Raw genomic sequence first — 23,942 nt, forward strand, 5'->3', positions numbered from 1 at the left:
TTGATCAACCCCGTCACGTGATGTAGCTTTAGTCGTTGCCACAATATCGACGGTGCATTGTACGGTTTGGTACCGTTTGGTGAAGTATATGATTGTGTGCTGATCGTATTGCAGGGAAAACCTGTTAGCTTTCAGGCATATCGTCGGTGGCGGTAGACGGTGGCAGAATGCCGCCCGCGCTTGATCAGCGGCCCCGAGGGGCGCGTCTTATAGCGCAAGGGAATCTGCGGGGGGCGCAGCTTCACTTGGACATTGATATTTGGCATGAGCGGTAGCCCATGGCAGTTGCGGCGCGTTTACGCCGGCCCTGAATAGGGAAACAACAGTTACCGGGCGCGCCGCTCCAGCAGGAGCGTGACGCTTGTCTTTCATGTCCCCGCAATTCGAGAATGGCCTGCTGTCGCGGCTGTCCGAGCATGACCTGGAGTTGCTGGGGCCGATGAAGCGCATCGAACTGGCGCCGCACAACGCCCTTGAGGTAGCTAACCGCAGCGTCGACTCGATCTACTTCATAGAGCGCGGCTTCGCCTCGGTCGTCGCCGACGATGCCGATGGCGGAATCATCGAAGTCGGGCTCATCGGCCCTGAGGGTATGACCGGACTGTCGGTGGTGCATGGGGTCGAGACGACGCCGTTCAGCACGTTCGTCCAGGGCGGTGGCACTGCGGTGCGGGTCGAGCCGGAGAACCTGCGCGCGGCACTTGCCGATAGCCCGTCGCTGCACCAGCTGTTCATGCGCTACGCCCAGGCGTTCTCCGTCCAGGTCGCCTCGACGGCATCGGCCAATGGCCGGCTGCTGCTGGAGCAGCGGGTGGCTCGCTGGCTGCTGATGGTCGGCGACCGGCTTGGCGAGTCGTTTCAGATCACCCACGAGTTTCTCGCCGTCATGCTGGCGGTACGCCGGGCCGGCGTGACCCGGGCATTGCAGGATCTCGAGGCGCGGGGCCTCATCCGTACCATGCGCGGCGTTGTGGCCATCGTCGATCGGGCGGGCCTGGCGCAGTTCACCAACGGCGCCTATGGCCTGGCGGAGAAGGAATACCAGGCGCTGCTCGGCCAATTCGGGTCGGATCTCGATGGCGACGAGCCACGGGAGCACCGCAAGGTCGGCTTCTGAGCCAGAAGCAAGGCCAAATGAAGGGGCCCGTCGGGCCCCTTTTCGTTTTCGGATCAGACGCCTGCTACTTGGCGATGACCATGGTCTCAAGCTTGGCCACATCCGGGGGCAGTTCGGTGTCGCCAGCGGTTAGGCCGTTGACCTTTAGGATGTAGGCGACGAGATCGGCGTAGGTCTGGTCGCCCAGCTGGCCGGCGCGCGAGGGCGGCATGCGATCGTGCGTATGGGTGTAGAGCGCGGCGGCGGTCTGGCCGATCCACTTGCCCGCGAAATACTCGCCGGCAAGAGGCGGTCCGTAGTTGGCGCTCACCAGATCCGGGCCATGGCACGAAACGCAGTTGGCGTCGTAGGCAGTCTTGCCGCGTGCGGCCTGTTCGGTGGTGAAAGTCACCGGGTTGCCGGATGCGGGCGTTGCGGCCGCCGCGCCTGCCGCCGGGGCCCCCTTACTCGTGGTAGTCGCGGCCGTGCCATCGCCTTCGCCAGTGTAGGTGTAGACGAGGATGGCGCCGGGGTTCTGCAACGTGGTTCCGGCGCCGCCGTCCATGGTGCCGACGAGGCCGCTGACGTCGGTCGCGACGTACAAGGTCTTCATGTCGGGGCTGAGCGCCATGTCACGCAGGCGGTTCTCTGATTGGAAGTAGCGCTCGATGGGGCCGGCGGCCGTCTTGCCGTCCGCGGCGAGCGGGATCCGATAGATCGAGCCGCGCTTCAGCGTGGTGACCAACAGCGAGTTCTCCCAGCCGGGGATGCCTTCGCCTGCAGCTGGGAAGTAGGCCTGCATGCTGGAGGCGGCGACGGTCGGCCAGCAGATGAAGTCGATGCCGCCGCAGGCGGGATCAGTGAAGTCCCAGTCGCTGGGAACGGTGAACAGGGTCGCGACAGGATCGTGCTGTTCGCCGGTCCAGCTGGTTTCGTCCTCGACCGGCACCGACGGGTCGATGGTGATGTCGCTGAACGTCAACTGCGCGCAGGGCGTCGTTGCATCGGCCCAGCGGGCGTACTGATAGGCCTTGTCGTCCTTGAAGCCGGCGACATGCGGCCAGCCATAATTGCCGCCGGCGACGAGGATATTCACCTCATCGTCGGTCTTGGGACCTTGCTCCGACGCATAGAGCGTGCCGTCGGGGCCGAAGTCGATGCCTTGCATGTTGCGATGGCCGTAGGTGAGGACGTGGCTCTTCACACCATCGAGCTCCGGATTGTCGTCGGGGATCGAACCATCGAGGTTGAGGCGCAACGATTTGCCCTGGTAGGCGATCCAGTTCTTGCCGCCCACTTCGTCTGCGGTGGGCAGCCGCTGCGCCTCGATGGGAATGCACCAGTTGCCGAGCTGGTTCTTACCGCCATCGCCGATGGTGTAGTAGAGCTTGCTATCGGGGCCGAACTTCAAGCGCCCGGAATTGTGGTCGTTCTTGCCGGGCATGCCCGTGATGAGGTCCACGGGGTCGGACAGCTTGCCGGTCGCCTTGTCGTAGCTCAGACGAACGATCTTGACCCAGAGGTCGTGATACGGGCTGAACTGGTCCGTTACCCAGGGGATGCCGCCGAGCGACTTATCGACGTAGCTATAGGCGGTGTAGACGTAGTCGTTGCCGGTATCCTTCAGCAGGCCCGGATCGAGCGCCAAGCCGAGCAGACCGTCCTGTCCACCGGGAGCCGAGACTTCCTCGATATCGATCGCGACCTGCTTGGTGCCGTCAGCCGGATTGACGCGCGTGATCTTGCCACCAGTGCGTTCGGTCACCCACAGCCAGTTGTCCGGTCCCCAGGTGATTTCCCACGGACCCTCGAGCCCGTTGGTGAGTTCCTTCATTTCGAACTGCTTGGTGCCCACCACCGCAGAGTCCGGCGCATCTTGCGCGAAGACCGGGACGGCCGTGCCCAAAAGTACGGTGGCCAGGGCGAACGTTGCAGAGAGTCTCATGGCGTTCCTCCAGGGGGTGGACCGACGGTCCAACCCGCGGCGGGCGGGTTGGTTCCGGGTTTCATCAAGCAGTATCGAGGACAGCGTCTAGCGAGCGTTAATCGCCAGACACGGAGTTATGACAAGTCGTGCTTCCAGCCGAGCAGCCGCTCGGCCTTGGTCGAGTTGAAGAAGCTGCGGAAGCCGCTGAGGTCGCCCTTGATGGGGATGTTCGGGAAGTGCTTGGCGGCCAGTTCGAGGCTCGGCACGTCAACTGTGGTGTCGGGGCCGACGATGTAGAACACCTCGTGGCCGTGGAAATCGGCGGTGAGGCTGAGGAGGCAGGCGCGCGCCGCGGCGTCGAAGCGGGTGTAGGCGAACAGGTGCTTGGCGGCGTCGACAGGAGTGCTGTTGGCAGTGAAGCTACGGGCCGCGAGCTCGCGCTCCGGCACCACCCAGTGAAAGCGCATGCTGGCGATGCGCATGTCCTCGTAGCGGCGCACGAAGGTATCGGCCTGCTGCTCGCAGATCCACTTGGAGAGGCTATACGGGTCCTCGGTGTAGTTCGGGTGCTCTTCGTCGAGTGGCAGATAGTCGTAGCGCGGGTTGCGGCTGTAGGAGTGGCCGATCGCGTTGACGCTGGAGGCCTGGCAGACGCGTTTGATGCTGTGCTCGGCCGCGGCGCGCAGCACGTTGTAGCTGCCCACGACGTTATTGTTGTGGACGATGTGGTCAGGATGACGGCCGGGCGAGGGGATGGCTGCCATGTGGATGACCGCATCGCAGCCGGCGAAGGCTTCGACGAGCTTGTCATATTCGCTCATGTCGGCCTGGATGAAGTGCAGCTTGCTGGCTTCCTCGGTTTCGGGCGCGGCGACACGGTCGATGCAGACGAGGGTGTGGCCCTGCTTGGCGGCTTCGACGATGATGGCGCGGCCGATGCCGCCGGACGACCCGGTGAGTGCGATCTTCATAATCGGAATTCCTTAGCTGGCGTAGACGGCCTGATGCAGGCCGCGGATGTAGCCAATGGCGTAGAGGCGGCCAAACGACGAATAGCCGGCGTGTTCGTTGCTGTCGCCTTCGACGGTCGGCACGTGATCGGGGCGTAGCACGCCGCTGAAGCCGATGTCCTTGTAGGCGCGCATGGTGGCCAGCATGTCGGTCTTGCCGGCGTCGTGCCAGGTTTCCTCGAACCTGGTCGGGATGCCCTTTACGTCGCGGAAGTGCACGAAGCTGATCTTCTTGCCGAACTTCCTGATCTCGCGCGGCAGATCGTCGGTCATCAGGGTAAAGTTGCCCTGGCACATGGTGATGGTGTTGCAGTCCGACGGCAGCATGTCGATGAGCCGCTGGTAGTTCGGGATCGTGCGCATGATGCGGCTCACGCCCTTGATCGGGGTGATCGGCGGATCATCCGGGTGCATCGAGAGCTTCACGCCGGCCTTCTCGGCCACCGGCAGCACGCGGCGCAGGAAGTACTCGAGGGTCTCCCAGAGCTTTTCCTCGCTGATCGGCGGATTGGAGGTGAGGTTGTCCGGCACGTCGTCGACGTTGAAGCTGGTGACCACCGATCCGCCGCGCGAGGGGGTCGCCATGTTGGTGCGGACCCAGTTGAAGTCGGTCATCCACTCGTAGCACCACACCGGGATGCCGAGCTTGCCCATGTTGGCGAGCAGCTCGCAGACCACGTCGATTTCGGCGTCGCGGCCTTCGAGCCCGCGCTTGGCCAGGTTCAGCGGGGGGCGGGACTCGATGACGCGGATGTCGAAGCCACCCTCGGTGTAGACGTCCTTCATGCGCTGTAGCGCCGATAGGCTCGAGACGCGTTCGCCTGCCTGCAGAGTATCGAACGGCAGACCGGCGACCGCCAGGTCCACACCGGCTTGCTTGGCCAGCTTCCAGAGCGGCGAGGGCGTGGGATTAATGAATTCGGCAATCTCGAGCATGGCGCAGAAGGTCCTTGAAGGCGAGGCGAGGGTAATAACGGCCGGCAATAGGGCTAAAACAATGCAGGCGGCGGACAGAGTGAACACGGCCCCGCGGGGCCTGTCGCTTGGGCTTTTGGATGGTCTCCGATCAGGCCGGGAGCCTCGCTGTTCCGGCTTAGCTGCCCAGTACCTTTTCGGGGGTCAAGTCGCGGCGCTGACCCCATTTCTGGTCAAGGTTGGGCCAAGGGATCGAGTCGACCAGCAACTGCGTATAGGCATGCTGCGGATTGCGGATCACGCTCTCGACGTCACCCTTCTCCACCACATCGCCGCGATACAGCACGGTGATCGAGTTGGCGACGTGATAGGCCGTCGTCAGGTCGTGCGTGATGTAGATGATCGTCACACCATGGTCGCGGTGCAGGTTTCTCAGCGACTCGAGGATGTTGGCGCGCAGCGAAGCGTCTACCATCGACACCGGCTCGTCGGCAATCAGCAGCCGGGGCTTCAGCAGCAGGGCGCGCGCAACGTTGATCCGTTGGCGCTGGCCGCCTGAGAGCTGGTGCGGGAAGCGGCCGAGCACGTCCTCGGGTCGAAGGCCCACGGTGTTGAGCGCCTCGTCCATCTTGGCTCGCGCATCGCGGCCGGACTTGGCCAGCTTGAACTGCCTGATCGGCACGGTCAGCAGGTGATCGACGGTGTAGAACGGGTTGAACACCGCGAACGGGTCCTGGAACACTGCCTGCACTTCGCGCCGGTATGCCAGGCGTTCCTTGCCGCGCAGCGTGGTGATGTTCTTGCCGCGATAGAGGATTTCGCCGGTTGTTGGGGTGATGAAACCCAGCAGCAGCATAGCGAGGGTCGTCTTACCGCTGCCCGACTCGCCGGCGACCGTCAGGATGGTCGGCTCATCTTCCTTCAGCGTCAGCGAGAACTCCTTCAACGCGACTTTGGCGTGCGAGCTCAGCAGGCCGCGCTGGTAGACCTTGGTGACGTTGCGGATTTCCAGAAGGTTGGCCACGGATCAGGTCTCCTCGTCATACAGATTGCAGGCGACGAGACGTCCTCCCGGAAGCACGTTTATCTTGGGTTTCTCCTTGCGGGAGCGATCGGATGCATAGGGGCAGCGCGGGTGGAAGGCGCAGCCGCTGGGCAGCCGGTGCAGTGACGGCGCAAGTCCCGGAATGCCCTGGAACTTGCCGCGGTTGTCGAGCGTGGGCAGGCTGGAAATCAGCGCCTGCGAGTAGGGGTGCTTGGGGTCGGTGAACATCTCGCGCACCGTCGCCACCTCGACAAGCCGGCCGGCATACATCACCGCGACCCGGTCCATGGTCTGGGCCATAAGGCCCATGTCGTGACCGATCAGGATGACGGCGGCGCCGATCTCGTCCTGCACCTTGTCGATGGTTTCCATCACCTGGCGCTGGGTGACCACGTCGAGCGCGCTGGTCGGCTCGTCGGCAATGATCACTTCTGGGCGCAGCAGGATGCCGATGGCGATGCAGACGCGCTGCTTCATGCCGCCCGACAGTTCGTGGGCGTACATGTGGAAGACGCCGGGATCGAGATCCACCGATTTCAGCGCCCAGACGCAGCGGTCGTTGATCGCCTGGCGGCTCTCACCGGACAAATGCGACTTGATCGCGTCCACCATCTGCTCGCCGATCCGTGTGACCGGATTGAGCGAGTTCATGGCGCCCTGCGGGATGTAGGCGATCTTCGAGAGGCGGGCTTTGCGCATGCCTTCATCGTTGAGGGACTGGAGGTCCGTGCCGCCCACCCAGACGTGGCCGCCTTCGATCCGCCCGGGGGGCTTGATCATGCGCATCATGGCTAGGGCGAGCGTCGACTTGCCCGAGCCGGACTCGCCGACCATGCCCATCTTCGTGCCAGCCTCGAGGGTGAAGCTGACATTGTCGAGGGCGCGGGCCCGGCCGAGGTCGGTGTAGTAGGTGACGACGAGGTCTTCGACGCGCAAGATCGGGCTGGTCGCCGTAGCCGTGCCGCTGCGGCCCGCTACAGTTTCCGTGGTTGCAAGGTTCATAGTCATCACTCCGTCTTGCGCACGCGCGGATTGGCCAGTTCGTCGAGGCCCATGTTGATGAGGGCGAGCGAGCCAAGGATCAGGATCATCGCGACCGACGGGGCGATCGGCCACCACCACCAGCCGTTGAAGAAGGCGCCCTGCAGCTGGGCGGCCCAGATGATGTTGCCGAGCAGCGGCTCGCGCAGTGGGCCGAGGCCGAGCACGGCGAGGTAGAACGACGCGAACACGGCGGCAAACACCTGGCCGACGAAGGCCGCGGCGATGAATGGCAACAGGTTGGGCAGGATTTCCTTGAAGATGATGCCGACGTCGCTGACGCCAGAGAGCTTGGCGACGGATACGAACTGTCGCTCCTTCATGGTCAGCACCTGGGCTCGAATGACCAGCGTTGGTCCCATCCACGCGAGCATCACGACGATCAGCGCCATGGTGATGATGGTGACGTCGCGCTTGTCGAGCGAACCGGCCACGACCACCTGGATCAGCAGCACCGGGATCGGCGTGAGGATCTGGCAGATAGTACGGACGGTGGAGTCGATCCAGCCGCCGAAATAGGCCGAGGTGAAACCGAGGACGACGCCGATCAAGGTGCCGAGCCCGCCGGCAAGCACGCCGATGATGGCGGTTTGCCACATGCCGACGACCATTGCCGCGAACAGGTTACGGCCGAAGAAGTCAGTGCCGAACGGGTACTGCCAGCTCGGCGGCTTCTTGGTCGCCACTGAAAGCGGGTAGGCGTGCTTGGGGTTGATCACCATGAAGCCGATCACGGTGAACAGGATCAGGCCGAGCAGGATGAGCAGGCCTACGGCCAATCCCTTGTTCCGGCGCAGGTATCGCAGGAACAGGGTGAGCCCGTTGGGCTGCTCCATCGAGGTTTCTGCGGTCGCCGGTGAGGTTGCGGTAACGGTCGTCAATTTTCCGGTTCCTACTGGTTGCGCACGCGCGGGTCGAGCAGCGGATAGATGAACTCGAGCACTGCCATCAGCACCGCGATGGCGATGGTGATGAACAGCACGATCCCGTAGATGGTCGGGAAGTCGTTCGATTTGATCGCGTTTTGCAGCACTGTGCCGAGGCCGGGCAGGCCGAAGATGCCTTCCACGACAATGGCCGAGGTAACGACGGTGCCGAGCGCCAGTGCGAGGCCAGTGACCTGCGGCAGCAGGGTGTTGCGCAGATAGTAGTCGCGGAAGATGCGCCCGCCGGTCAGTCCTTTGTGCTCGGCGAAGTTGACGTAGTCCTCGCCCTGGATCGTTACACCCATGCCTCGCATCGACAGCACCCAGCCACCGACCGAGCCAAGGATAAGCGCGAGGCCGGGTAGCAACTGGTGCTGGAGCAGGTCGAAGGCGAACGACCAGGACCAGTTCGGCACGACGCCGATCGAATAGGCGCCGCCCAGCGGCAGGAGCTTCAGACGGAAGCCGATGAAGAACAGCAGCAACACGCCCATGATGACCGGCGGCACGCCAGTGAGCAGCACGAACGGGGTGGCGATCGAGCGCAGCCAGTTGGGCGCCTTGGGCCAAGCCGAGATGGCGCCGAGGAGGTTGCCGATAATGAAGCTGAGAATGGTGGTGACCAGCAGTAGGCCGAAGGTCCAGGGCAGGGCCTGGCTGATGATGTCGGTGACCGTCGCGGGATAGCGGTTCAGAGAGTAGCCGAAATCCATCCGGACGATGTTGCCGAGGTAGGTCCAGTACTGCTCAAGCAGCGGCTTATCGAGGCCGAACTGCTGGTTCATGTTGGCGATGAGCTTCTCGATATCGCCCGGCGAGAAACCGCCGGAACGCGCCAGTTCGGCGAACCGTTCGCGGATGGCGTTTCGCGGCGAGAGCCGAGGGATGAAGAACACGATCGTGGATGCGGCCCAGATGACCAGAACCAGGAAGGAGAGGCGCTTGGCAATCAGCTTGAAGTTCACTCGGTCAACTCCGGCACGGTGACATTTGGAGGAGTGCGCGCGGACGCGCACTCCGATTTCGCTACTTCAGGTTACTGCGCGCCAGTCGGCTGCAGCGAGGCGATCACCAGCATGCCGGTGTGGGCCCAGAACGCGCCATTGGTGCCCATTGCGGGGTTCGCGGCGGTCGGCCAATTCTTCCAGTAGTGCTGGTTGTAGGCGATGCGGTGCAGCCACTGGATGATCGGAACGTCGATCTGGTCGCGCCAGTAGATGCCCAGAGCCTTGGCGGCGCCTTCCTGGAACTTCGGATCGTCGGACGACAGCGGAGCGATCGAGTCGAGGATCTCGTCGTATTCCGGGTTCTTGTAGCGCGAGAACCGGTTGTTGCCCGCCGAGGTGCCGATGGCCTCGCTGTACTTGCCGTGGAAGAGGTTCAGGGCCTCGAACGGGTCGAACAGGGATGCGCCGTGGCCGAACATGTAGAGGCCTTCCTTGCCGTCTGCCATGTTCTGGTAGGAGTCGGGGCCGAAGTTGATCGCGGCGTCGAAGCCAGCCGTGCGCAGCATCTCGACCAGGATCGGGACGATGTCGCTATGGATGCCTTCAAAGCCCTGGATCGTGGCGTTGACGGTCTTGCCGTCCTTCTCCCACAGCCCGTCGCCGTTCAGGGTGAACCCTGCTTCGGTCATGAGCTTGGCGCTCTCGTCGAGGTCGAACTTGCGCGGCTCATACTGAGCCTCGAGCGCCTTGACGGCGGGCGAGTCAGCAAAGGCCTGCAGGTTCGGGTAGAGCGGGAACGGATAGATCGTCGCGATCTGGGCGCCGTCGTACAGGATGTCGTTGATGACATCGCGGTTGATGGCACGGTTGATCGCGTGACGGACGCGCGGGTCGCTATACGGCTCGATCTGGGTGTTCATCCAGAGCGAGTTCGGCCACCAGTCGAGGTACCCGAACGGCGATTCCGAACCGGTGTGCGTGGTGATTTCCGGGTTCTGGGCAAGGATGTTGCCGATAACCGAGGAACGCATGTCGAGGGCGGAGTCGAACTCGTTGTTCACGACGCGCTGGGCGACGGTGTCCATCGAGACGCCGGTGATGTTGGCGATGATGACGCGCTTGACCGCCGGCTCGGCGATACGGCCGGCCTTCACGGCCCACCAGTCCGGACGGTAGTCGAAGATCTTCTGGTTGGCGTTCCACGCCTTCAGGTCATACGGACCCGAGTGCGGGATATCGATCGAGCCGGGTTCCATGTTCACGTCCGGCTTGGACGAGAGGTACGCGGCCGGGACGATCGGGATACCGGTATCGAACTTCTCGGTCAGCACTTCGAACTTGAAGCGCGGGGCCGGGGCCTTGAACTTCACCAGCACGGTCAGCGGATCGACCGCTTCGGTGGATTCGACGAACTGGGTGAAGTGGGCGTTGTAGGGCAGCTTGCTGTTGTTCAGCTGGCCGTCGAACGTGAACTTCACGTCCGCTGACGTCACCGGGGTGCCGTCGCTCCACTTGGCGTCCTTGTTCAGCTTGATCTCGAGCGCCGTGAAGGTGTCGTCGGTGTATTCCATGCTGTCGGCCAGCCACGGCACGTACTCGCCCTTGAAGATGGCGAAGTACATCAGCGGCTCCCACATGAAGGCATTGCCTTCCTGGTGGGTGTAGCCGGGCAGGGCCCAGGGGTTGGTGACGCCGATCGGCGACGACAGCGCAACGCCCCAGCCGAGAACGACGGTCTGGTTGCGCGGCACGTCGGCGAGCGGGGTCGCCGGAGCGATTTCCTTGGGCGCGGTTGCGGCAAGCGGGCTCTGAGCCATCGCTGCCAGCGGCGTCGCCATGACGCCGAGCGCCAGCAGTGCCGCTGTTACTATTCTACGTTTGACCATGTGACAGAGTCTCCCTTGACTGTCGACGAAAGCTGAACGTCGCCTTGAGGCGACAAATGTTTGAAATTGTGGGTCCCATCGACCCCGGTAACGCCCCACACCTCCCCAAGATAATCTTGTTATCCTGCGATCACTTCTCGGGAGGGACGGTTCAGCCTCGCCGCAGTTCTGGGGGCTGAAACCTCAGCGCCTTGATCTGCATGTATGCACGGCAGGGATCTCATGTTCGTCCGATCTCTGCTGAAGATCGAACCCGGGCCATACGAGCTTGGCTGTCTGTGCCGAGTCCCCATCGGAAACGGCACGTCATAGACCACCGATTGCCTGACTTTCGTCAGACAGCCGCTACGCTACACTGCGCTTTGCTTGTACCGCCCATCGGACAGTTCAGATCTTGCCCTGCGGCATGTGGCTTGGCGTCTCCCCCACCAAAGCGCGGTCACTCCCTCCAGAGCGGCCCGGCTATTTCTCCCGATATTCCCAAGCGTTAGACGCGAGAGTAGGTGGAGTCAACAGCTGGAATGGTAGTCGGAGCAGGCGCTTGGCGATAAATCCGGGTTCACAAATCGAACCGCTTTGAATGTACGGGGTTTTTTCGCCTTGGCAGGCTTGTGTATCAAACGACAGAAATAATGTGCGATCGCTCGGTGGGCCATGCATCGAGTGACGTGGTTCGACCATCGGGATGGGCGAAAGCGAAGCGGGCGTGGAAGCATTGCCTCCACGCCCGCTCGAAACCCGTACACGAAGGCCGGGTCAGCCCTTGATGCCGGCCGACAGCATGATTGCCTCGGTGACCTTGCGCTGGAAGATCAGGTAGACGATCGCCACCGGCAGGCCGGCGAGGATGGCGCTGCCGAGGTCGCGGGCATACTTGACGCCAAAGGCATCGGTGACCTGGGTGATGCCGACCGTCACGTTCATCATCCTCTCATCGGTGACGGCGAGGAACGGCCACAGGAACTGGTTCCAGGCGCCGATAAAGGTGATGATCGCCAGCGCGGTCGTGATGCCCCAGTTCATCGGCAGATAGAGCTTGAAGAACATCTGGAATTCGTTGGCGTTGTCGATCTTGGCCGCCTCGCGCAGCTCTTTGGGCACCGAGTCGAAGAACTGCTTGTAGATGATGACAGTCACCGGCCCGTAGACCAGCTGCGGCAGGATCACGCCGAGCCAGGTGTTGAACAGCTTGAATTGGCTGATCAGCACGAAGTGGTTCACGATAAGCGCCGGGATGGGGATCATGAAGCTGGCCAGGATGATCCACCACAGGATGCGGCGGCCCGGGAACTTCAGCTGGCTGATGGCATAGCCTGCCAGTGCCGACATCATCACCACCAGTACCGTCACCGATACGGCGGTGACCAGCGAGTTGATGTACCAGGTGCCGATCTTTGTGTTGAACAGCACGTGCGTATAGGCGTCGAGCGTGAAGCGCGTGGGCCAGAGCTCGATGCCCGGCTGCACGATGTCATTTTCGACCTTCAGCGTCGTGATCACCGCCCAGTAGAGCGGGAAGGCCCAGAATATGGCGCCGAGCACCGTGATGATCGTGGCAACTAATCCGAGGATGTCCATCGTCCTGATGATGCGCCGCTTGCGCGGGCTCATGCCGGCGATTTCGCCGGCGGCCGGGGTCGCGACGGAGCTCATTTCTCACCTCGGGCACGGAGCATTTGGAACTGCAGCACGGAGAAGACGACGATGATGAGGAACAAGACCACCGCGACGGTGGCACCGTAGCCGCCGTTGTTCTTCTGGAAGGCGCTGCGATAGATCAGCTGCACCAGGCCCATGGTGGCGTCCGAACGGCCGCCATTGCCGAACAGATAGACCTGGTCGAAGATCTTGAACTGGGCGATCAGCTGGATGGTCAGCACCAGCACGGTGACCGGCCAGATGAGCGGCCAGGTGATGCGGGTGAACTGGCGCCATTTCGAGGTGCCGTCGAGCGCGGCCGCCTCGTAAATCTCGGGCGAGATGTTCCGCAACCCGGCAATGAACAGCAGGATGTTGAAGCCGATGGTCCACCACACGGTGATGAATGCGACCGTCGGCATGAACAGCGGCAACGTGCGGAACACCGGCACGTTCTCGCCGACGAACAGCGCGATCAGCGGCTGCAGGACGCCGAACTGGCTATCAAACATCCAACCCCAGACGCGGAACACCACCGAGACCGGCAGGATGTAGGGGATGAAGAAGCAGGCGAGGATCACCGACTGCATCCAGCCCTTGAGCCTGTTGACGCCGACGGCGATTGCCAGGGCGGTGAGGGTCGCGGGAATGACCGTGAGGGTCACGAAATAGACCGTGTTCCAGAAGGCCACGCCGAACAGCTTGTCCTTGAACAGCTTGGCGTAGTTGTCGAAGCCGATGAAGGTGCCCGGCCCGATCAGGGGCGCCTTCTGGAAGCTGAGCCAGATCATCTGCAGCGTGGGGTAGATGAACAGCACGGCGTAGACGATGACGAAGGGCAGAACGAAGATCAGTGCCGCCAGCACCTCTGAGCGGTTGAAGCGTTTCTTGCGCGCAGGCAGCGGTATTGCGGCTTCGGTGGCGGCATCGGCTGACATTGGTTCTGGCCTCCCTGCCAGTCATAAGAAGTCCGGCCGGCGCCCGGGAGAGCGCCGGCCGGGTCGGAATTACTCCACCTGACCCTGCAGATCGTCGCGCATCTGTTCCATGGCGGACTGCGGATCGATCTCGCCGTTGACGGCGGGCATCAGGTAGTTGCCGGCAGCGTCGTAGACCGGGGAGGCCACGCCTGCGAGCACCGACGACGGATCGAACACGGCAGTGTCGGCCAGGATCGAGTAGGTCGCGTTCGGCTGCTTGGTCTTGAACTCTTCGCTGTTGCGGACCGGCGAGTAGGCCGGGATGTGGCCGGCGTCTGCCCAGGCGAGGGAGTTCTTGTTCATCCAGGCGATGACCTGCATGACGGCGGCGCGCTTCTCGGGCGAGACTTCATTGCCGACGCGATTGGGAATGGCGAAGGCGTGGGAGTCAGCCCAGGTAGCCGGGTGATCGAAGAAGGTGGGGAGCGCGATGGCGCCCCAGTCGAACAGTTCGCCCTTGGCCGCGAGATCGGTCATGGTCGGGACTTCCCACACACCATTGATGTGCATGGCCGCCTTGCCGCCGGTGAACAGCGCGATCGAAGCGGGGTATTCGGTGGCGGCCGGCGCGAGACCGTCCTTCACCCAGTCGGCAACCACGGTGGTGGCCTTCACGGCCTTGTCGAGGTTGTCGCCCGACAGGAACTGGCCCTGGTCGTCGAGGAACTTGCCATCCTGCTGGCCGAGCAGCGAGTAGAAAATGCGCCACTGGCTATCGCCGGCGGCCGAGTGGATCGACACGCCGTACTCGGCGCCGCCGTCCTTGAGCTTCTGCAGCGCTGCCTTGAAGTTGTCGACGCCGTCGAGGCCCTTGGGCAGGCCGTCATCGCCGAGCAGGCCCGCGGCCTTCAGCATGTCCTTGTTGTAGTAGAGGACAATCGAATGGATATCGAACGGGATGGCGTACTGCTTGCCATCAACCTGGGCGGCCTTCCAGTTCGATTCCGCGTAGTCCGAGCCCGAAAGACCAGCTGCCGCGATCTCGTCCGGGGTGATTTCGCTGAGCGCACCCGAGGACACGCCGAGCGGCAGGCGCGACAGGTGATAGGTCATCACGTCGGGACCTTCGCCGATGGCGGCCGAGGTCTGGACCTTGGTGTAGAAGGGGGTGCCCCACTCGAGGGTCGTGCCCTGGATTTCGATCTTGCCGGCGTTCTCGGCGTTGAACTTCTCGATCAGCGCCTTCATGCGGACGCCGTCGCCGCCGCCGAGGAAGTCCCACCAGGTGACGACTTCCTGAGCCTGCGCGACGCCCGGCACCAGCAGGGCCGTCGACAGCAGTGCCATCTTCAAAAACGACTTCATAATTACATTTCCTCCCATCGGGTTAGCTCCATGCGTAGTCATGGCGTGGATCGGTGCGGACCGGTCCTGTCCCGTGGCCAGACGCATTGAGCAGTGGCGACCGTTCGGGACATTATTGCTGACCTATCTGATGATATGGATCAGGAATTCAGGTTCAGAAGGGCGTGTTTTCCCCTCGGCGGGTTGCTCCTAGCCGGCCGCGCTGTAGGCGACGTCGCGGGCGTCGAACAGGTGAGCCGCAGAGCCGTCGAAACTAAGCTTCAACTGATCGCCGACATTGAGCTTGGAGAGCCCCTCGTCCTCGGCGATCACGACTGAATTGTCCGCCAGCCGTACGTAGGCGAGGGTGCGTTCGCCGAGCCGCTCGATCACATCGGATTTGCCCGACACGGCACCCTCTGAGGTCACCCGCACAGACTCCGGACGGATGCCCAGGGTGAGCTGGCCGTCATTGGGCAACCGGGCGGTGGCAATGTTGGTCTGGATTTCGGAGTTGTCGGGGAGCTTCACCAGCGCCTTGCCGTCGCGATCCGAGATCTGCTGCACCGGCAGGAAGTTCATCGAGGGTGAGCCGACGAACGCGGCGACGAAGCGCGAGGCCGGCCGGGTGTAGATCTCCATCGGCGTGCCGATCTGCTCGATCTTGCGATTGTTCATCACCACGATGCGGTCGGCCAAGGTCATGGCTTCGATCTGGTCGTGCGTCACGAAGATCATGGTGGTCTTCATGCGTTGATGCAGTTGAGCAAATTCGATGCGGGTGCGGGCGCGGAGGCCCGCGTCGAGGTTCGAGAGCGGTTCGTCGAACAGGAAGGCCTTGGGCTCGCGCACGATGGCGCGGCCGATGGCGACGCGCTGGCGCTGGCCGCCGGAGAGCTGGCCGGGCTTGCGGTCGATCAGGTGCTCGAGCTCGAGGGTCTTTGCCGCGGCAGCGACGCGCTTGGCGATTTCTTCCTTGGGCGTGCGGATGTTCTGCAGGCCGAAGGACATGTTGTCGCGCACCGTCATGTGCGGGTAGAGCGCGTAGTTCTGGAACACCATGGCGACGCCGCGCTCAGCGGGCGGCAGCTCGTCGACGCGCTTGTCGCCGATGTGGATTTCGCCGCCGTCGATATCCTCGAGGCCCGCGATCATCCGCAGCAGCGTGGACTTGCCGCAGCCCGATGGGCCAAGGAAGACCATGAACTCACCGGACTCGATGGTCATCGAGACGTTCTCGATGACGCGCACCTGTCCGAAGTGCTTGCTGACGTTTACGAGCCTGATATCGGCCAAGTCGTGTTCCTCCCGGGTCGTCTCCGGCCCGCGTGTCCCTTGGGGATCTCACGAGCCGGCGCTGATGCTATTGCGGCTGACAATATTGTCAATCCTGTATCAAAAGAAAGTGGAAAATTGTGCTTTAGTTACAGCTAGTTAGAGATCGTCATGCATGCCGCGTGGCGTGTTTCCCATGTTTCCTACCCGAAAAGCTGATTCAGTTTCTGATCAGTCGATCTCCAGATTTGCCGTCGTGGTGACAAGGCCGTCGAATAGTGCCGCAGCCACCGGATCTGTGCCCGGCGTGTCGTTGGTGAGGCGGAACGTGGTGACCACGAGCCCGCCTCTGCCGACCCGGCGGCGGGCAATGGTCGCGGCCGGCTTGTTGATCCAGCCGATGACCACGCCAGCATCGATCAGCCCCTCGTATTCCCACGAGCGGAAGCCGGTCAGCACGTGGTGCGGCACGACGCGATCGAACGACACATCGAGCAGCGGACCGCCGGGCAGGGCGGCGAAAGCGCCGGTGCGCTTGATCCACGAGAAGTTGGCGATCCAGTCGCCGCGCCACAGCGTGCCGTCGCGGAGAACCAGCCCGATGTTGGGGAGTTGGGTTTCCGAGCCGAGATGGCGTGTCCGCTCCTTGCTCGCCGGCATGGTAGGCGCTTCGGCGCGCGGCGGATCGGTGCGAAGGTTGCGGTAGGTGTCGACCGAACCATCGGCGAGGACGAGATAGCGGGCGCCGTGGCGCATGGCCTCGATGTCCTCCTCGCCCAGTGCATGGGTGAGCACCAAGTCGGCCGAGGCCGCATCCGAAGTCACCGTGTAGCCGAGGCCCTTGGCGAAGGCCGCGAGTTCGGCGTCGGCCGCGGCGATCTTTGCCGGACCGGCTGCGCGATTGGCATAGACCGAGACCTGGATCTCGTTCTTTGCCAGCAGCTTGCTGCCGGCTTCGAGCTTCAGCGCGATGGTCGCGACGCGGGCGTCACCGCCCAGCGTGATCGTGGTGGTGCCGAGGTCGGCCACCGCCAGTCCTGCCGTCGCGGGAACGTCGAGCTTGCCGCTCGCGCCATCGACCGACCAGCTCAGCGTCGCGCCAGCCGGCACCGCCTTGCCGCCAGCTGCGACCTTGAGGCTCAGCGGCACGCTGCCGCCCGAGGTGATCGCGTGATGAGCTAGCTGCGGCACGATCACCGTGTCGTTGTTGATCTCGGCGAAGCGGTCGTGGAAGGCGCGCGGGTTGCGGTTGATGTCGAGCAGGCCGTTGGCCTCCCAGTGCACGTCGGTCATCTCGGTGATGACGTAGCCCTGGATCGGCGCGTGAGCGCGCATCGACTCGATCTCGTATTTGAGATTGGCGAACTGGTACCACTGCACGTCGGTGATGAAGTCGCCGAAGCTGCCGAACACCTTGTCGAGATGGTAGGTGGCGAAGCGATTCTGGATGCCGTGCGGATAGGCCGCGCCGTCACCCCAGTTGCCGCCGGTCTCGGCCCACCATGGCTCCTCACCGGCGGGAGTCTTCACCTGGTCCGGGTGGGGCAGGCCCCACACGCCGAACTCGGAGACCACCAGCGGCTCGTCGCCGCGGCGCTCACCGTCGCCATGGGGCGACCATGTCCAGTCGGCGGCGCCGGCGAACTCCTCGGTCAGCTTCTCCCACTCGGCGCGGCGCTCGGGGACCGACTTGTAGTAGTGGTAGTCGTTGATGTCGGTCTTGACGTGGAAGTTCGGGATGCAGGCCGAATTGTCGACGACGAGGCGGCGCGGATCCTTGGCTTTCAGCCAGTCATAGGTGTCCTTGAGCCACTGGCGGTGATCGGCGTTCTCGATCAGCCTTGTGCCCCAGTCCTCGTTGATGATGGTCCAGGCGATGATCGAAGGATGGTTCCCATCGCGCTTGATGATGCCGGCCATGGTGTCGCGCATGCGCTGCGCCGCCGCGGCCGTGAAGTATTGGACGTTCGGGATTTCGGTCCAGATCAGCACGCCGAGCCGATCGGCGACTTCGTAGTAGCGCGGGTCCGGCACCTTGATGTGGACGCGCAGCAGGTTGAGGCCGAGGTGCTTGGCCTTCTTGAGCTGATCCTCGAGGAACTCGAGCGAGGGCGGGGTGCAGATGCCGTCCGGGTAGTAGTCCTGGTCGAGCGCGCCGCGCAGGTAAAGCGGCTGGCCGTTGAGGAAGAACTTGCCGTCGCGAGTCTCGATCTTGCGGAAGCCGAAGCTGTGCGTGGTGGTGTCGACCACTTCGCCGCCGGCGATCAGTTCAAGCTTGAGCGAATGGAGGTTCGGCGTCTCGGTCGACCAGAGGGCGGGCGAGGCGAGCTTCAGCTTCAGCGCTGTGCCGGTGGTCTCGGCGGAAGCGCCACCGACCGTGGCGCGGACCGTGGCGCCTGCCGCGGCGGCCGACAGGGTCAACGCCAGCGCAACTTCGCCGCTGTCGGGGTTGGCGTCGATCGCTACGTGCGAGACGTGCCGCTTGTCGCGCGCCAGCAGCTTCACCGACTGCCAGATACCGCCGAGCGGGCCGTACCAGCTTTGCTTGCCATGCGGGATCTCGCCGAACGGGTAGTCGGGATAGGCCTCGGCGTCGCCGCTCGGCAGTGTGACGTGCACTTCGAGGGCGCTTTCCGCCGGCGTGCCGGCCGGGATCACGAACTCGAAGGGCAGGTAACCGCCCTCATGCGTGCCGAGGACACGGCCATTGAGGCGGACTTCCGAGAAATAGTTCACGGCGCCGAAGCGCACGGCGATCTCGCGACCCTGCCATGCCGCCGGGATCGACAGCTGGCGTGCATAGATCGCCTTGCCAGTTGAGTGGCGGAGGTCGGCGAATTCGGCCTGCCAGGGGCCGGGGACCGTCGCGATGCGCCAGTCGCCATGGCCATCGAGCCGGAAGCGCCACGCGCCGTCGAGCGAGATCTCCTCGCGTGCGTTTACGCCGGCCCTGGTGGCCGTAGTCTCGCCGATCATGCAGTCCTCCCAGATAATATTATTAGCAGTTTTGCTATGGCTAGCGGCTTTCAGCCTGTCTGGCAAGCGTTCCGGTTGCTAATGAGTTTAGCAACCGAGTTGCACACAGGGCGCGCGGCCTGATAATGCTGCGCTTTGAACACGTTGGGGGAAGCGGTGGCGAAGCGGCCGACCATGATCGAGATCGGTGAGCGGGCGGGGGTCTCGCAGGCCACGGTTTCGCTTGTGCTGAACCGGGTGCCGAATGCGCGTGTGGCAGACGCGACGCGCGCTCGGGTCATCGAAGCGGCCGAGGCGCTGGGCTATCGCAAGGGACCGCAGCACCACGTGCCCGAGAACAAGACGCGGGTCATCGGGCTGCTTCTCGACGAGGTCACCACCACGCCGTTCGCGACGCCGTTCATCGAGGGCGCCCGGGAGGAAGCGGCGCTGCAGGACGTGGTGGTCGCCACCTTCTCGACCCGCGCCGACCCCAAGCTCGAGACGCTGGCGCTCGATATGCTGCTGAGCAACCAGATCATCGGCGTGCTGTATGGCAGCCTCGTCACCCGGGAGGTTGAGGTGCCGGAGCGGTTGCGCGACGTGCCGACCGTGCTGCTCAACTGCTACGACAAGAAGCGCTACTACCCCTCGGTGGTGCCGGCCGACGTCACTGGCGGCTATGCCGCCACGGAGGCGCTGCTGAAGGCCGGGCATCGCCGCATCGCCCATCTCGCCGGTGAGAGCTGGATCGAGGCCGCCGATGACCGCGAGCGCGGCTATCGCCAGGCGCTGGCCTCATGGGATGTGCCGGTCGACGAGGACCTGATCATGCGCGGCGGCTGGACCATCCATGGCGGTCGCGACCTGACGGCGCGGCTTCTCGACATGCCCAATCCGCCCACCGCGATCTTCGCGTTCAACGACCGCATGGCGGTGGGCGCTTACGGTGCGCTGCAGGCCCGTGGGCTGCGGGTCCCCGACGACATGTCGATCGTCGGTTTCGACGACGAGGACACCAGCGTGTATCTGGACCCACCGCTGTCGACCGTGGTGCTGCCGCACGAGGAAATGGCGCGCTGGGCCGTGGGCACGCTGCTCGACGAGCAACTCCCCGCTGCGTCGCCGCGACGGGTGAAGATCGAGTGCCCGCTGATCAGCCGCCGCTCTATCGGGCCGGTGCCGGTTCGGGCTGCTGCCGAGTAGCTCGCCGCAGGGTCTCCCAGGCGTACCAGCCTGCCGATAGCACAACGACCACCGCCAGCGTCACCAAGGCAGCGATCAGCGTCGAGCGGACCGGTTTGCCCATGAAGTAGCGGGTGGCGAAGAAGGCGATGTTCGACAGCACCAGGAAGCTCAGCACGTGCCGGCCCGGCGTCAGCAGGGCAGCGGGGATGTTGACTCGCGACGCGATCAGCCGACAGAGCGCGAGGTAGGCGAGGAGGATCGCTGCCGGGCCGACGATCCAGAGGATCGTTGGCGAGAAGCGGTTGGGGAACTGTCCGGTCTGGATCGTCACCCAGTAGAGGTAGCTGGTGATCGCCAGCGCCGGCACGAGGTGCCAGGCCCGCACCGGATGGCTGCCGTACCAGATGCCGAGCAGGAACCACGGCAGGTAAGGCAGCAGCGGGAAGTTGGCGAAGCCGGTGTGGCTGACCAGTGTCGGCAGCAGCGGGAAGATGGTGCCGGTGGTGTAGAAGGTGGTCGCGAGGCCCGCCACCGTCGCCACGAGCAGCAACCACGGGTTGCGGCCGATTGCGAGCAGGGCAGGGCGAGCGACCAGCGTCACCAGCGACAAGACGAAGAACGTCGCGAGGAACTCGCTCCAGCCGAACAGCCGCTGCATGGTGACGACGTCGATGATCAGCTGCGCGTCGAGGTGCTTGCGATCGACCAGCAGCGCGAAGGCGAACGACGAGGCACAGACCGCCAGCAGCAACAGCAGCGGCGGACGGAGCCGCGACCACAGGCTGCGCTGCCGTCCTTCCAGCTTGGGTAGGCCGAGCCCGATGCCGAAGGCGAAGAGGAAGCCCGAGAACGTCACGAGGTTGATGTACTCGGCGAAGATCGCCGCCTCGGGCTTGGCCCGGAAGGTAATGAGCTGGATGACGTGGGCGCCGATCATGCCCACGACCAGCAGGGTCTTCAGCAGGTCGAGGTCGGCGGCGCGGTTATTCGGGGAGGGCATCGAGTTCGGGCCAACCGTCTGGGGTCCATCTGAGCGGCGAAAGCTGGAGCTTGGACACTCCGAAGTCGTCGCCGTCGTAATAGTGGTAGGCGAGCATTTCGCCCTTTGACGTCACGATCGCTTCCTGTCCGCCGGGGCCGATGAAGCGGCCGGTCTTGCCCTGAAGCAGCGTGCCGCCGCCTTGGAGCATCGGCTTGCCGTCGCGATCGAGATACGGACCGGTCACCGCGTCGGCGCGCCCGACGCGCATGTTGTAGGTGCTGCTGACGCCCTTGCAGCATTGGTCGAACGAGACGAACAGGTAGAACCGGCCCTCGTGCTCGAGGATGCTGTTCGCCTCGATGCCGGCGCCTTGCCGCGAGGCGAGGTCGTAGGTCGGGGTGTCGTCGGCGAGGAGCTTGCCGGTTGCCGGATCCAGTTCGCGCATCTTGATGCCGTCCCAGAACGAGCCGTAGGCGAGGAAGGCGCGGCCGTCTGCGAGGTCGATGCGCCAAGGGTCGATGGCGTTCCAGTTGTCCTTGCCGTTGGACTTCAGCACGAGGCCCTGATCCTCCCAGCCTTCGCCGGGCTGTTGGGGGTCGAGCGCGGCGTTGGTCATCAGGCCGATGGCGCTGGTGTTGATGCCGAAGGAGGACACCGAGTAGTAGAGGTTCCAGGTGTCGCCGTGCTTGCTGACCGACGGGGCCCAGATGTTGGGCGACTGGTAGCCGAGTTCTTTCCGCTCCCACTTCGGAACGCCCTTGCCGATCGAGCCGGCATCGGTCCAGGCGATGCCGTCCGGCGAGGTCTTGGCGCGGATGGCGCCTCGATAGATGCCGCCTTCCTGCCCGGTCTGGAAGGCGACGAACTTGCCGTCGACCTCGATGACGCTGGGGTCATGGATCTTCACGTCGCCGGTGAGCGTCGGCTGCACGTCGGCGGCCAGCACGGGGGTGGCGGCGAGGCCCAGCGCAAGCGCGGCTACCGCAATCGATCGAAACATCGCACTCCTCCGACGCGATGAAAGGGGGGCAGGCATCCGACGGATCGACTGCCTGTGTCAACCGATCACGCAATCGGGATCACGTAGGTAACGCGATCTTAATTTCGTTGCGGAGAATGGATGGAAACCGTCGGCTATCTGTGCCGGCAGACCGGCCCAGCGTTATTCCGGGTCGCCCTCTTGTGCAGAGGCGCTTTCATGTACCGCGTAAACAAGCCGATCGAATTCTCTGTTTCCCGTCGCAGTTTCGGTATCGGCGCTGCCGCGCTGATCGCTTCGTCGGCGTTCACGCCGGCCTTTGCCAGCGTTGATGGCTTTGTCGACGGCGTGTGGCGACGGGCCAAGGCGCGGGGCGTTTCGAAGCACGTGTTCGACGTCGCGATGGGCGATTTCAAGCCGATCGGCTCGGTGCTTGAGCTTAGCAAGAAGCAGCCGGAATTCGTCTCCACCGCGGCAGACTATGTCGGCAAGCGCGTCACAGACGCGCGGATCGGTACCGGCCACGATATGCGCGGCGAGTGGGCCAAAACGCTTGCGGCGGTCAGCGAGCGCTACGGGGTGCAGGGCGAGATCATCCTCGCCATCTGGGGCATCGAGACCAATTTCGGCGGATTCCTGGGCGGCACCAACACCGTGCATGCGTTGGCGACGCTCGATTATGGCGGCTATCGTTCCGACTACTTCGGCAGCGAACTGATCACAGCGCTCGAAATCCTCGAGGGCGGGCATGTGCGCGCCAAAAACATGGTCGGTTCGTGGGCCGGCGCCATGGGCCTGCCGCAGTTCATGCCGTCGAGCTTCATGAAGTACGCGGTCGACTTCAAGGGCGATGGCCACAAGGACATCTGGGGCTCGGTGCCAGACGCGCAGGCATCGATCGCGAACTACTTGAAGTCGTTCGGCTGGCGTCCAGGTGAAACCTGGGGTTACGAGGTAAAGCTCGCGCGAGACTTTAATTACCAGAATGTCTGGCAGGGGATCACCGCGACTTTGGGCGACTGGCGCGGCGTCGGCGTCTCCCGCGCCAACGGCAAGCCGTTCCCGCGAGACAGCGATACGGCCAAGCTCTACATGCCGATGGGTGGCAATGGCCCGGTATTTGCCGTGCTGCCGAACTTCGGCGTCATCAAGCGCTACAACAACTCGGACAGCTATGCCCTTGCAGTCGGACACCTGGCCGACCGGATCATCGGCAGCAGGGGGTTTATGACGCCCTGGCCCAACGACACCGCGCTCAATGCCGATGGTCGCAAGCAGGTGCAGGCGAAGCTGCTCAAGAAGGGCTACGAGATCGGTAAGCCCGATGGCGAGATCGGCCCCAAGACGCGCGCCGCGGTGATCGACTGGCAGACGCGAGCCGGCCTGCTGCCGGATGGGCACGTGTCGGGCAATTTGCTGAACGCACTGAGCTAGGACTTGACGCGCATCCGGTGCGGGCTGACCCCCACCCCTGTGGGGAGGGAGACCCTTTCACCGGCGTCGATGCGATCGTCTCCCTCCCCAGGTGACACCGTGGTGGGGATGGCGCGAGGCAAGCTGATGCATCCGACAGCCCGTGGGCTTCGGAGTTTTCAAAGAGCCGTTCCCGGGAGGGAACGAAGCGGGACCGGCGAGGCGTTTGCCCCGTAGCGGTAGTCCGCAGATGAAAGAGGCTCACGCCTCGCCGGCCGGCCGGGGTTTTGGGCCTATGCCACCAGTGCCGGGGCGCATCCCCTGCCGCATCGCGAGAAACGTGGGACCTCRGTCGGCGGCCGGAATGCCAGCACCGCGTTTCCTTGCTCCCGCCCRGCTCATGCGTGCCAGGCTTCGTCCCTTGGGCMRCTCCGCATCGAGCGACCCTCGCGTGA

Annotated in this window: 18 protein-coding genes; 3 read left to right on the forward strand and 15 right to left on the reverse strand. The window is 63.8% G+C overall.

What is annotated here, in order from left to right; all coding sequences use genetic code 11:
* Nucleotides 1–370 precede the first annotated feature (370 nt).
* Nucleotides 371–1,117 carry a Crp/Fnr family transcriptional regulator gene (locus AC1DYL_RS21655; RefSeq protein ID WP_477174747.1) on the forward strand — a complete coding sequence of 249 codons (747 nt, stop codon included), beginning with the start codon at nt 371–373 and terminating at the stop codon, nt 1,115–1,117.
* Between the two features lie 64 nt (nt 1,118–1,181).
* On the opposite strand, the gene AC1DYL_RS21660 is transcribed toward AC1DYL_RS21655, so the two are convergent.
* From AC1DYL_RS21660 to AC1DYL_RS21720, 13 genes are all read right to left on the reverse strand, one after another.
* Nucleotides 1,182–3,041: a glucose/sorbosone family PQQ-dependent dehydrogenase gene (locus AC1DYL_RS21660; protein WP_477174736.1), complete on the reverse strand. Its 1,860-nt coding sequence runs from the start codon at nt 3,039–3,041 to the stop codon at nt 1,182–1,184.
* Between the two features lie 116 nt (nt 3,042–3,157).
* On the reverse strand, nt 3,158–3,994 hold the full coding sequence (locus tag AC1DYL_RS21665; RefSeq protein WP_477157003.1) for an NAD-dependent epimerase/dehydratase family protein: 837 nt from the start codon (nt 3,992–3,994) through the stop codon (nt 3,158–3,160).
* Between the two features lie 12 nt (nt 3,995–4,006).
* Nucleotides 4,007–4,969 carry a mannonate dehydratase gene (locus tag AC1DYL_RS21670; protein WP_477174737.1) on the reverse strand — a complete coding sequence of 321 codons (963 nt, stop codon included), beginning with the start codon at nt 4,967–4,969 and terminating at the stop codon, nt 4,007–4,009.
* A gap of 157 nt (nt 4,970–5,126) precedes the next feature.
* Nucleotides 5,127–5,972: an ABC transporter ATP-binding protein gene (locus tag AC1DYL_RS21675; protein WP_477152081.1), complete on the reverse strand. Its 846-nt coding sequence runs from the start codon at nt 5,970–5,972 to the stop codon at nt 5,127–5,129.
* A gap of 3 nt (nt 5,973–5,975) precedes the next feature.
* Nucleotides 5,976–6,995 carry an ABC transporter ATP-binding protein gene (locus AC1DYL_RS21680; protein WP_477174738.1) on the reverse strand — a complete coding sequence of 340 codons (1,020 nt, stop codon included), beginning with the start codon at nt 6,993–6,995 and terminating at the stop codon, nt 5,976–5,978.
* 5 nt (nt 6,996–7,000) lie between these two features.
* The gene (locus AC1DYL_RS21685; protein ID WP_477152083.1) at nt 7,001–7,915 is read right to left on the reverse strand and encodes an ABC transporter permease; all 915 of its coding nucleotides are present in this window, start codon (nt 7,913–7,915) and stop codon (nt 7,001–7,003) included.
* Nucleotides 7,916–7,926: 11 nt separating this feature from the next.
* Nucleotides 7,927–8,925 (reverse strand): ABC transporter permease, encoded by a 999-nt coding sequence (locus AC1DYL_RS21690; RefSeq protein WP_477174739.1) that lies wholly within the window; start codon nt 8,923–8,925, stop codon nt 7,927–7,929.
* Between the two features lie 71 nt (nt 8,926–8,996).
* Nucleotides 8,997–10,793: an ABC transporter substrate-binding protein gene (locus AC1DYL_RS21695; protein WP_477152085.1), complete on the reverse strand. Its 1,797-nt coding sequence runs from the start codon at nt 10,791–10,793 to the stop codon at nt 8,997–8,999.
* A gap of 756 nt (nt 10,794–11,549) precedes the next feature.
* Complete coding sequence (locus tag AC1DYL_RS21700; RefSeq protein ID WP_477174748.1) at nt 11,550–12,380, reverse strand: carbohydrate ABC transporter permease; 831 nt, start codon at nt 12,378–12,380, stop codon at nt 11,550–11,552.
* A gap of 62 nt (nt 12,381–12,442) precedes the next feature.
* Nucleotides 12,443–13,369, reverse strand: a complete 927-nt coding sequence (locus tag AC1DYL_RS21705; RefSeq protein WP_477157000.1) for a carbohydrate ABC transporter permease — start codon at nt 13,367–13,369, stop codon at nt 12,443–12,445.
* Between the two features lie 69 nt (nt 13,370–13,438).
* Entirely contained in the window at nt 13,439–14,716 is a 1,278-nt protein-coding gene (locus AC1DYL_RS21710; protein ID WP_477152087.1) for an ABC transporter substrate-binding protein, read from the reverse strand.
* A 189-nt stretch (nt 14,717–14,905) separates the two neighbouring features.
* Nucleotides 14,906–15,991: an ABC transporter ATP-binding protein gene (locus tag AC1DYL_RS21715; protein ID WP_477174740.1), complete on the reverse strand. Its 1,086-nt coding sequence runs from the start codon at nt 15,989–15,991 to the stop codon at nt 14,906–14,908.
* A 210-nt stretch (nt 15,992–16,201) separates the two neighbouring features.
* Complete coding sequence (locus AC1DYL_RS21720) at nt 16,202–18,946, reverse strand: glycoside hydrolase family 2 protein (RefSeq protein WP_477174741.1); 2,745 nt, start codon at nt 18,944–18,946, stop codon at nt 16,202–16,204.
* 156 nt (nt 18,947–19,102) lie between these two features.
* Between AC1DYL_RS21720 and AC1DYL_RS21725 the strand changes: the two genes are divergently transcribed.
* Complete coding sequence (locus AC1DYL_RS21725; protein WP_477174742.1) at nt 19,103–20,131, forward strand: LacI family DNA-binding transcriptional regulator; 1,029 nt, start codon at nt 19,103–19,105, stop codon at nt 20,129–20,131.
* Here the strand turns inward: AC1DYL_RS21725 and AC1DYL_RS21730 are convergent.
* Both AC1DYL_RS21730 and AC1DYL_RS21735 read right to left on the reverse strand, forming a co-directional pair.
* Nucleotides 20,094–21,113: a hypothetical protein gene (locus tag AC1DYL_RS21730; protein WP_477174743.1), complete on the reverse strand. Its 1,020-nt coding sequence runs from the start codon at nt 21,111–21,113 to the stop codon at nt 20,094–20,096. The genes AC1DYL_RS21725 and AC1DYL_RS21730 overlap by 38 nt on opposite strands.
* On the reverse strand, nt 21,097–22,095 hold the full coding sequence (locus AC1DYL_RS21735; protein ID WP_477174744.1) for an arabinan endo-1,5-alpha-L-arabinosidase: 999 nt from the start codon (nt 22,093–22,095) through the stop codon (nt 21,097–21,099). Before AC1DYL_RS21735 ends, AC1DYL_RS21730 begins: the two co-directional genes overlap by 17 nt.
* A gap of 198 nt (nt 22,096–22,293) precedes the next feature.
* On the opposite strand from AC1DYL_RS21735, the gene AC1DYL_RS21740 reads away from it, so the two are divergent.
* Nucleotides 22,294–23,508 carry a lytic murein transglycosylase gene (locus AC1DYL_RS21740; RefSeq protein ID WP_477174745.1) on the forward strand — a complete coding sequence of 405 codons (1,215 nt, stop codon included), beginning with the start codon at nt 22,294–22,296 and terminating at the stop codon, nt 23,506–23,508.
* The last annotated feature ends 434 nt before the right edge of the window (nt 23,509–23,942 follow it).

Source organism: Devosia sp. P1_H9, from assembly GCF_056405135.1.

What these genes read in the sequence shown, in the direction of transcription:
- AC1DYL_RS21655 (WP_477174747.1), top strand. Translation starts at nt 371, where the DNA reads ATGTCCCCGCAATTCGAGAATGGCCTGCTGTCGCGGCTGTCCGAGCAT.
- AC1DYL_RS21660 (WP_477174736.1), bottom strand. Translation starts at nt 3,041, where the DNA reads ATGAGACTCTCTGCAACGTTCGCCCTGGCCACCGTACTTTTGGGCACG.
- AC1DYL_RS21665 (WP_477157003.1), bottom strand. Translation starts at nt 3,994, where the DNA reads ATGAAGATCGCACTCACCGGGTCGTCCGGCGGCATCGGCCGCGCCATC.
- AC1DYL_RS21670 (WP_477174737.1), bottom strand. Translation starts at nt 4,969, where the DNA reads ATGCTCGAGATTGCCGAATTCATTAATCCCACGCCCTCGCCGCTCTGG.
- AC1DYL_RS21680 (WP_477174738.1), bottom strand. Translation starts at nt 6,995, where the DNA reads ATGAACCTTGCAACCACGGAAACTGTAGCGGGCCGCAGCGGCACGGCT.
- AC1DYL_RS21695 (WP_477152085.1), bottom strand. Translation starts at nt 10,793, where the DNA reads ATGGTCAAACGTAGAATAGTAACAGCGGCACTGCTGGCGCTCGGCGTC.
- AC1DYL_RS21705 (WP_477157000.1), bottom strand. Translation starts at nt 13,369, where the DNA reads ATGTCAGCCGATGCCGCCACCGAAGCCGCAATACCGCTGCCTGCGCGC.
- AC1DYL_RS21710 (WP_477152087.1), bottom strand. Translation starts at nt 14,716, where the DNA reads ATGAAGTCGTTTTTGAAGATGGCACTGCTGTCGACGGCCCTGCTGGTG.
- AC1DYL_RS21720 (WP_477174741.1), bottom strand. Translation starts at nt 18,946, where the DNA reads ATGATCGGCGAGACTACGGCCACCAGGGCCGGCGTAAACGCACGCGAG.
- AC1DYL_RS21730 (WP_477174743.1), bottom strand. Translation starts at nt 21,113, where the DNA reads ATGCCCTCCCCGAATAACCGCGCCGCCGACCTCGACCTGCTGAAGACC.
- AC1DYL_RS21735 (WP_477174744.1), bottom strand. Translation starts at nt 22,095, where the DNA reads ATGTTTCGATCGATTGCGGTAGCCGCGCTTGCGCTGGGCCTCGCCGCC.
- AC1DYL_RS21740 (WP_477174745.1), top strand. Translation starts at nt 22,294, where the DNA reads ATGTACCGCGTAAACAAGCCGATCGAATTCTCTGTTTCCCGTCGCAGT.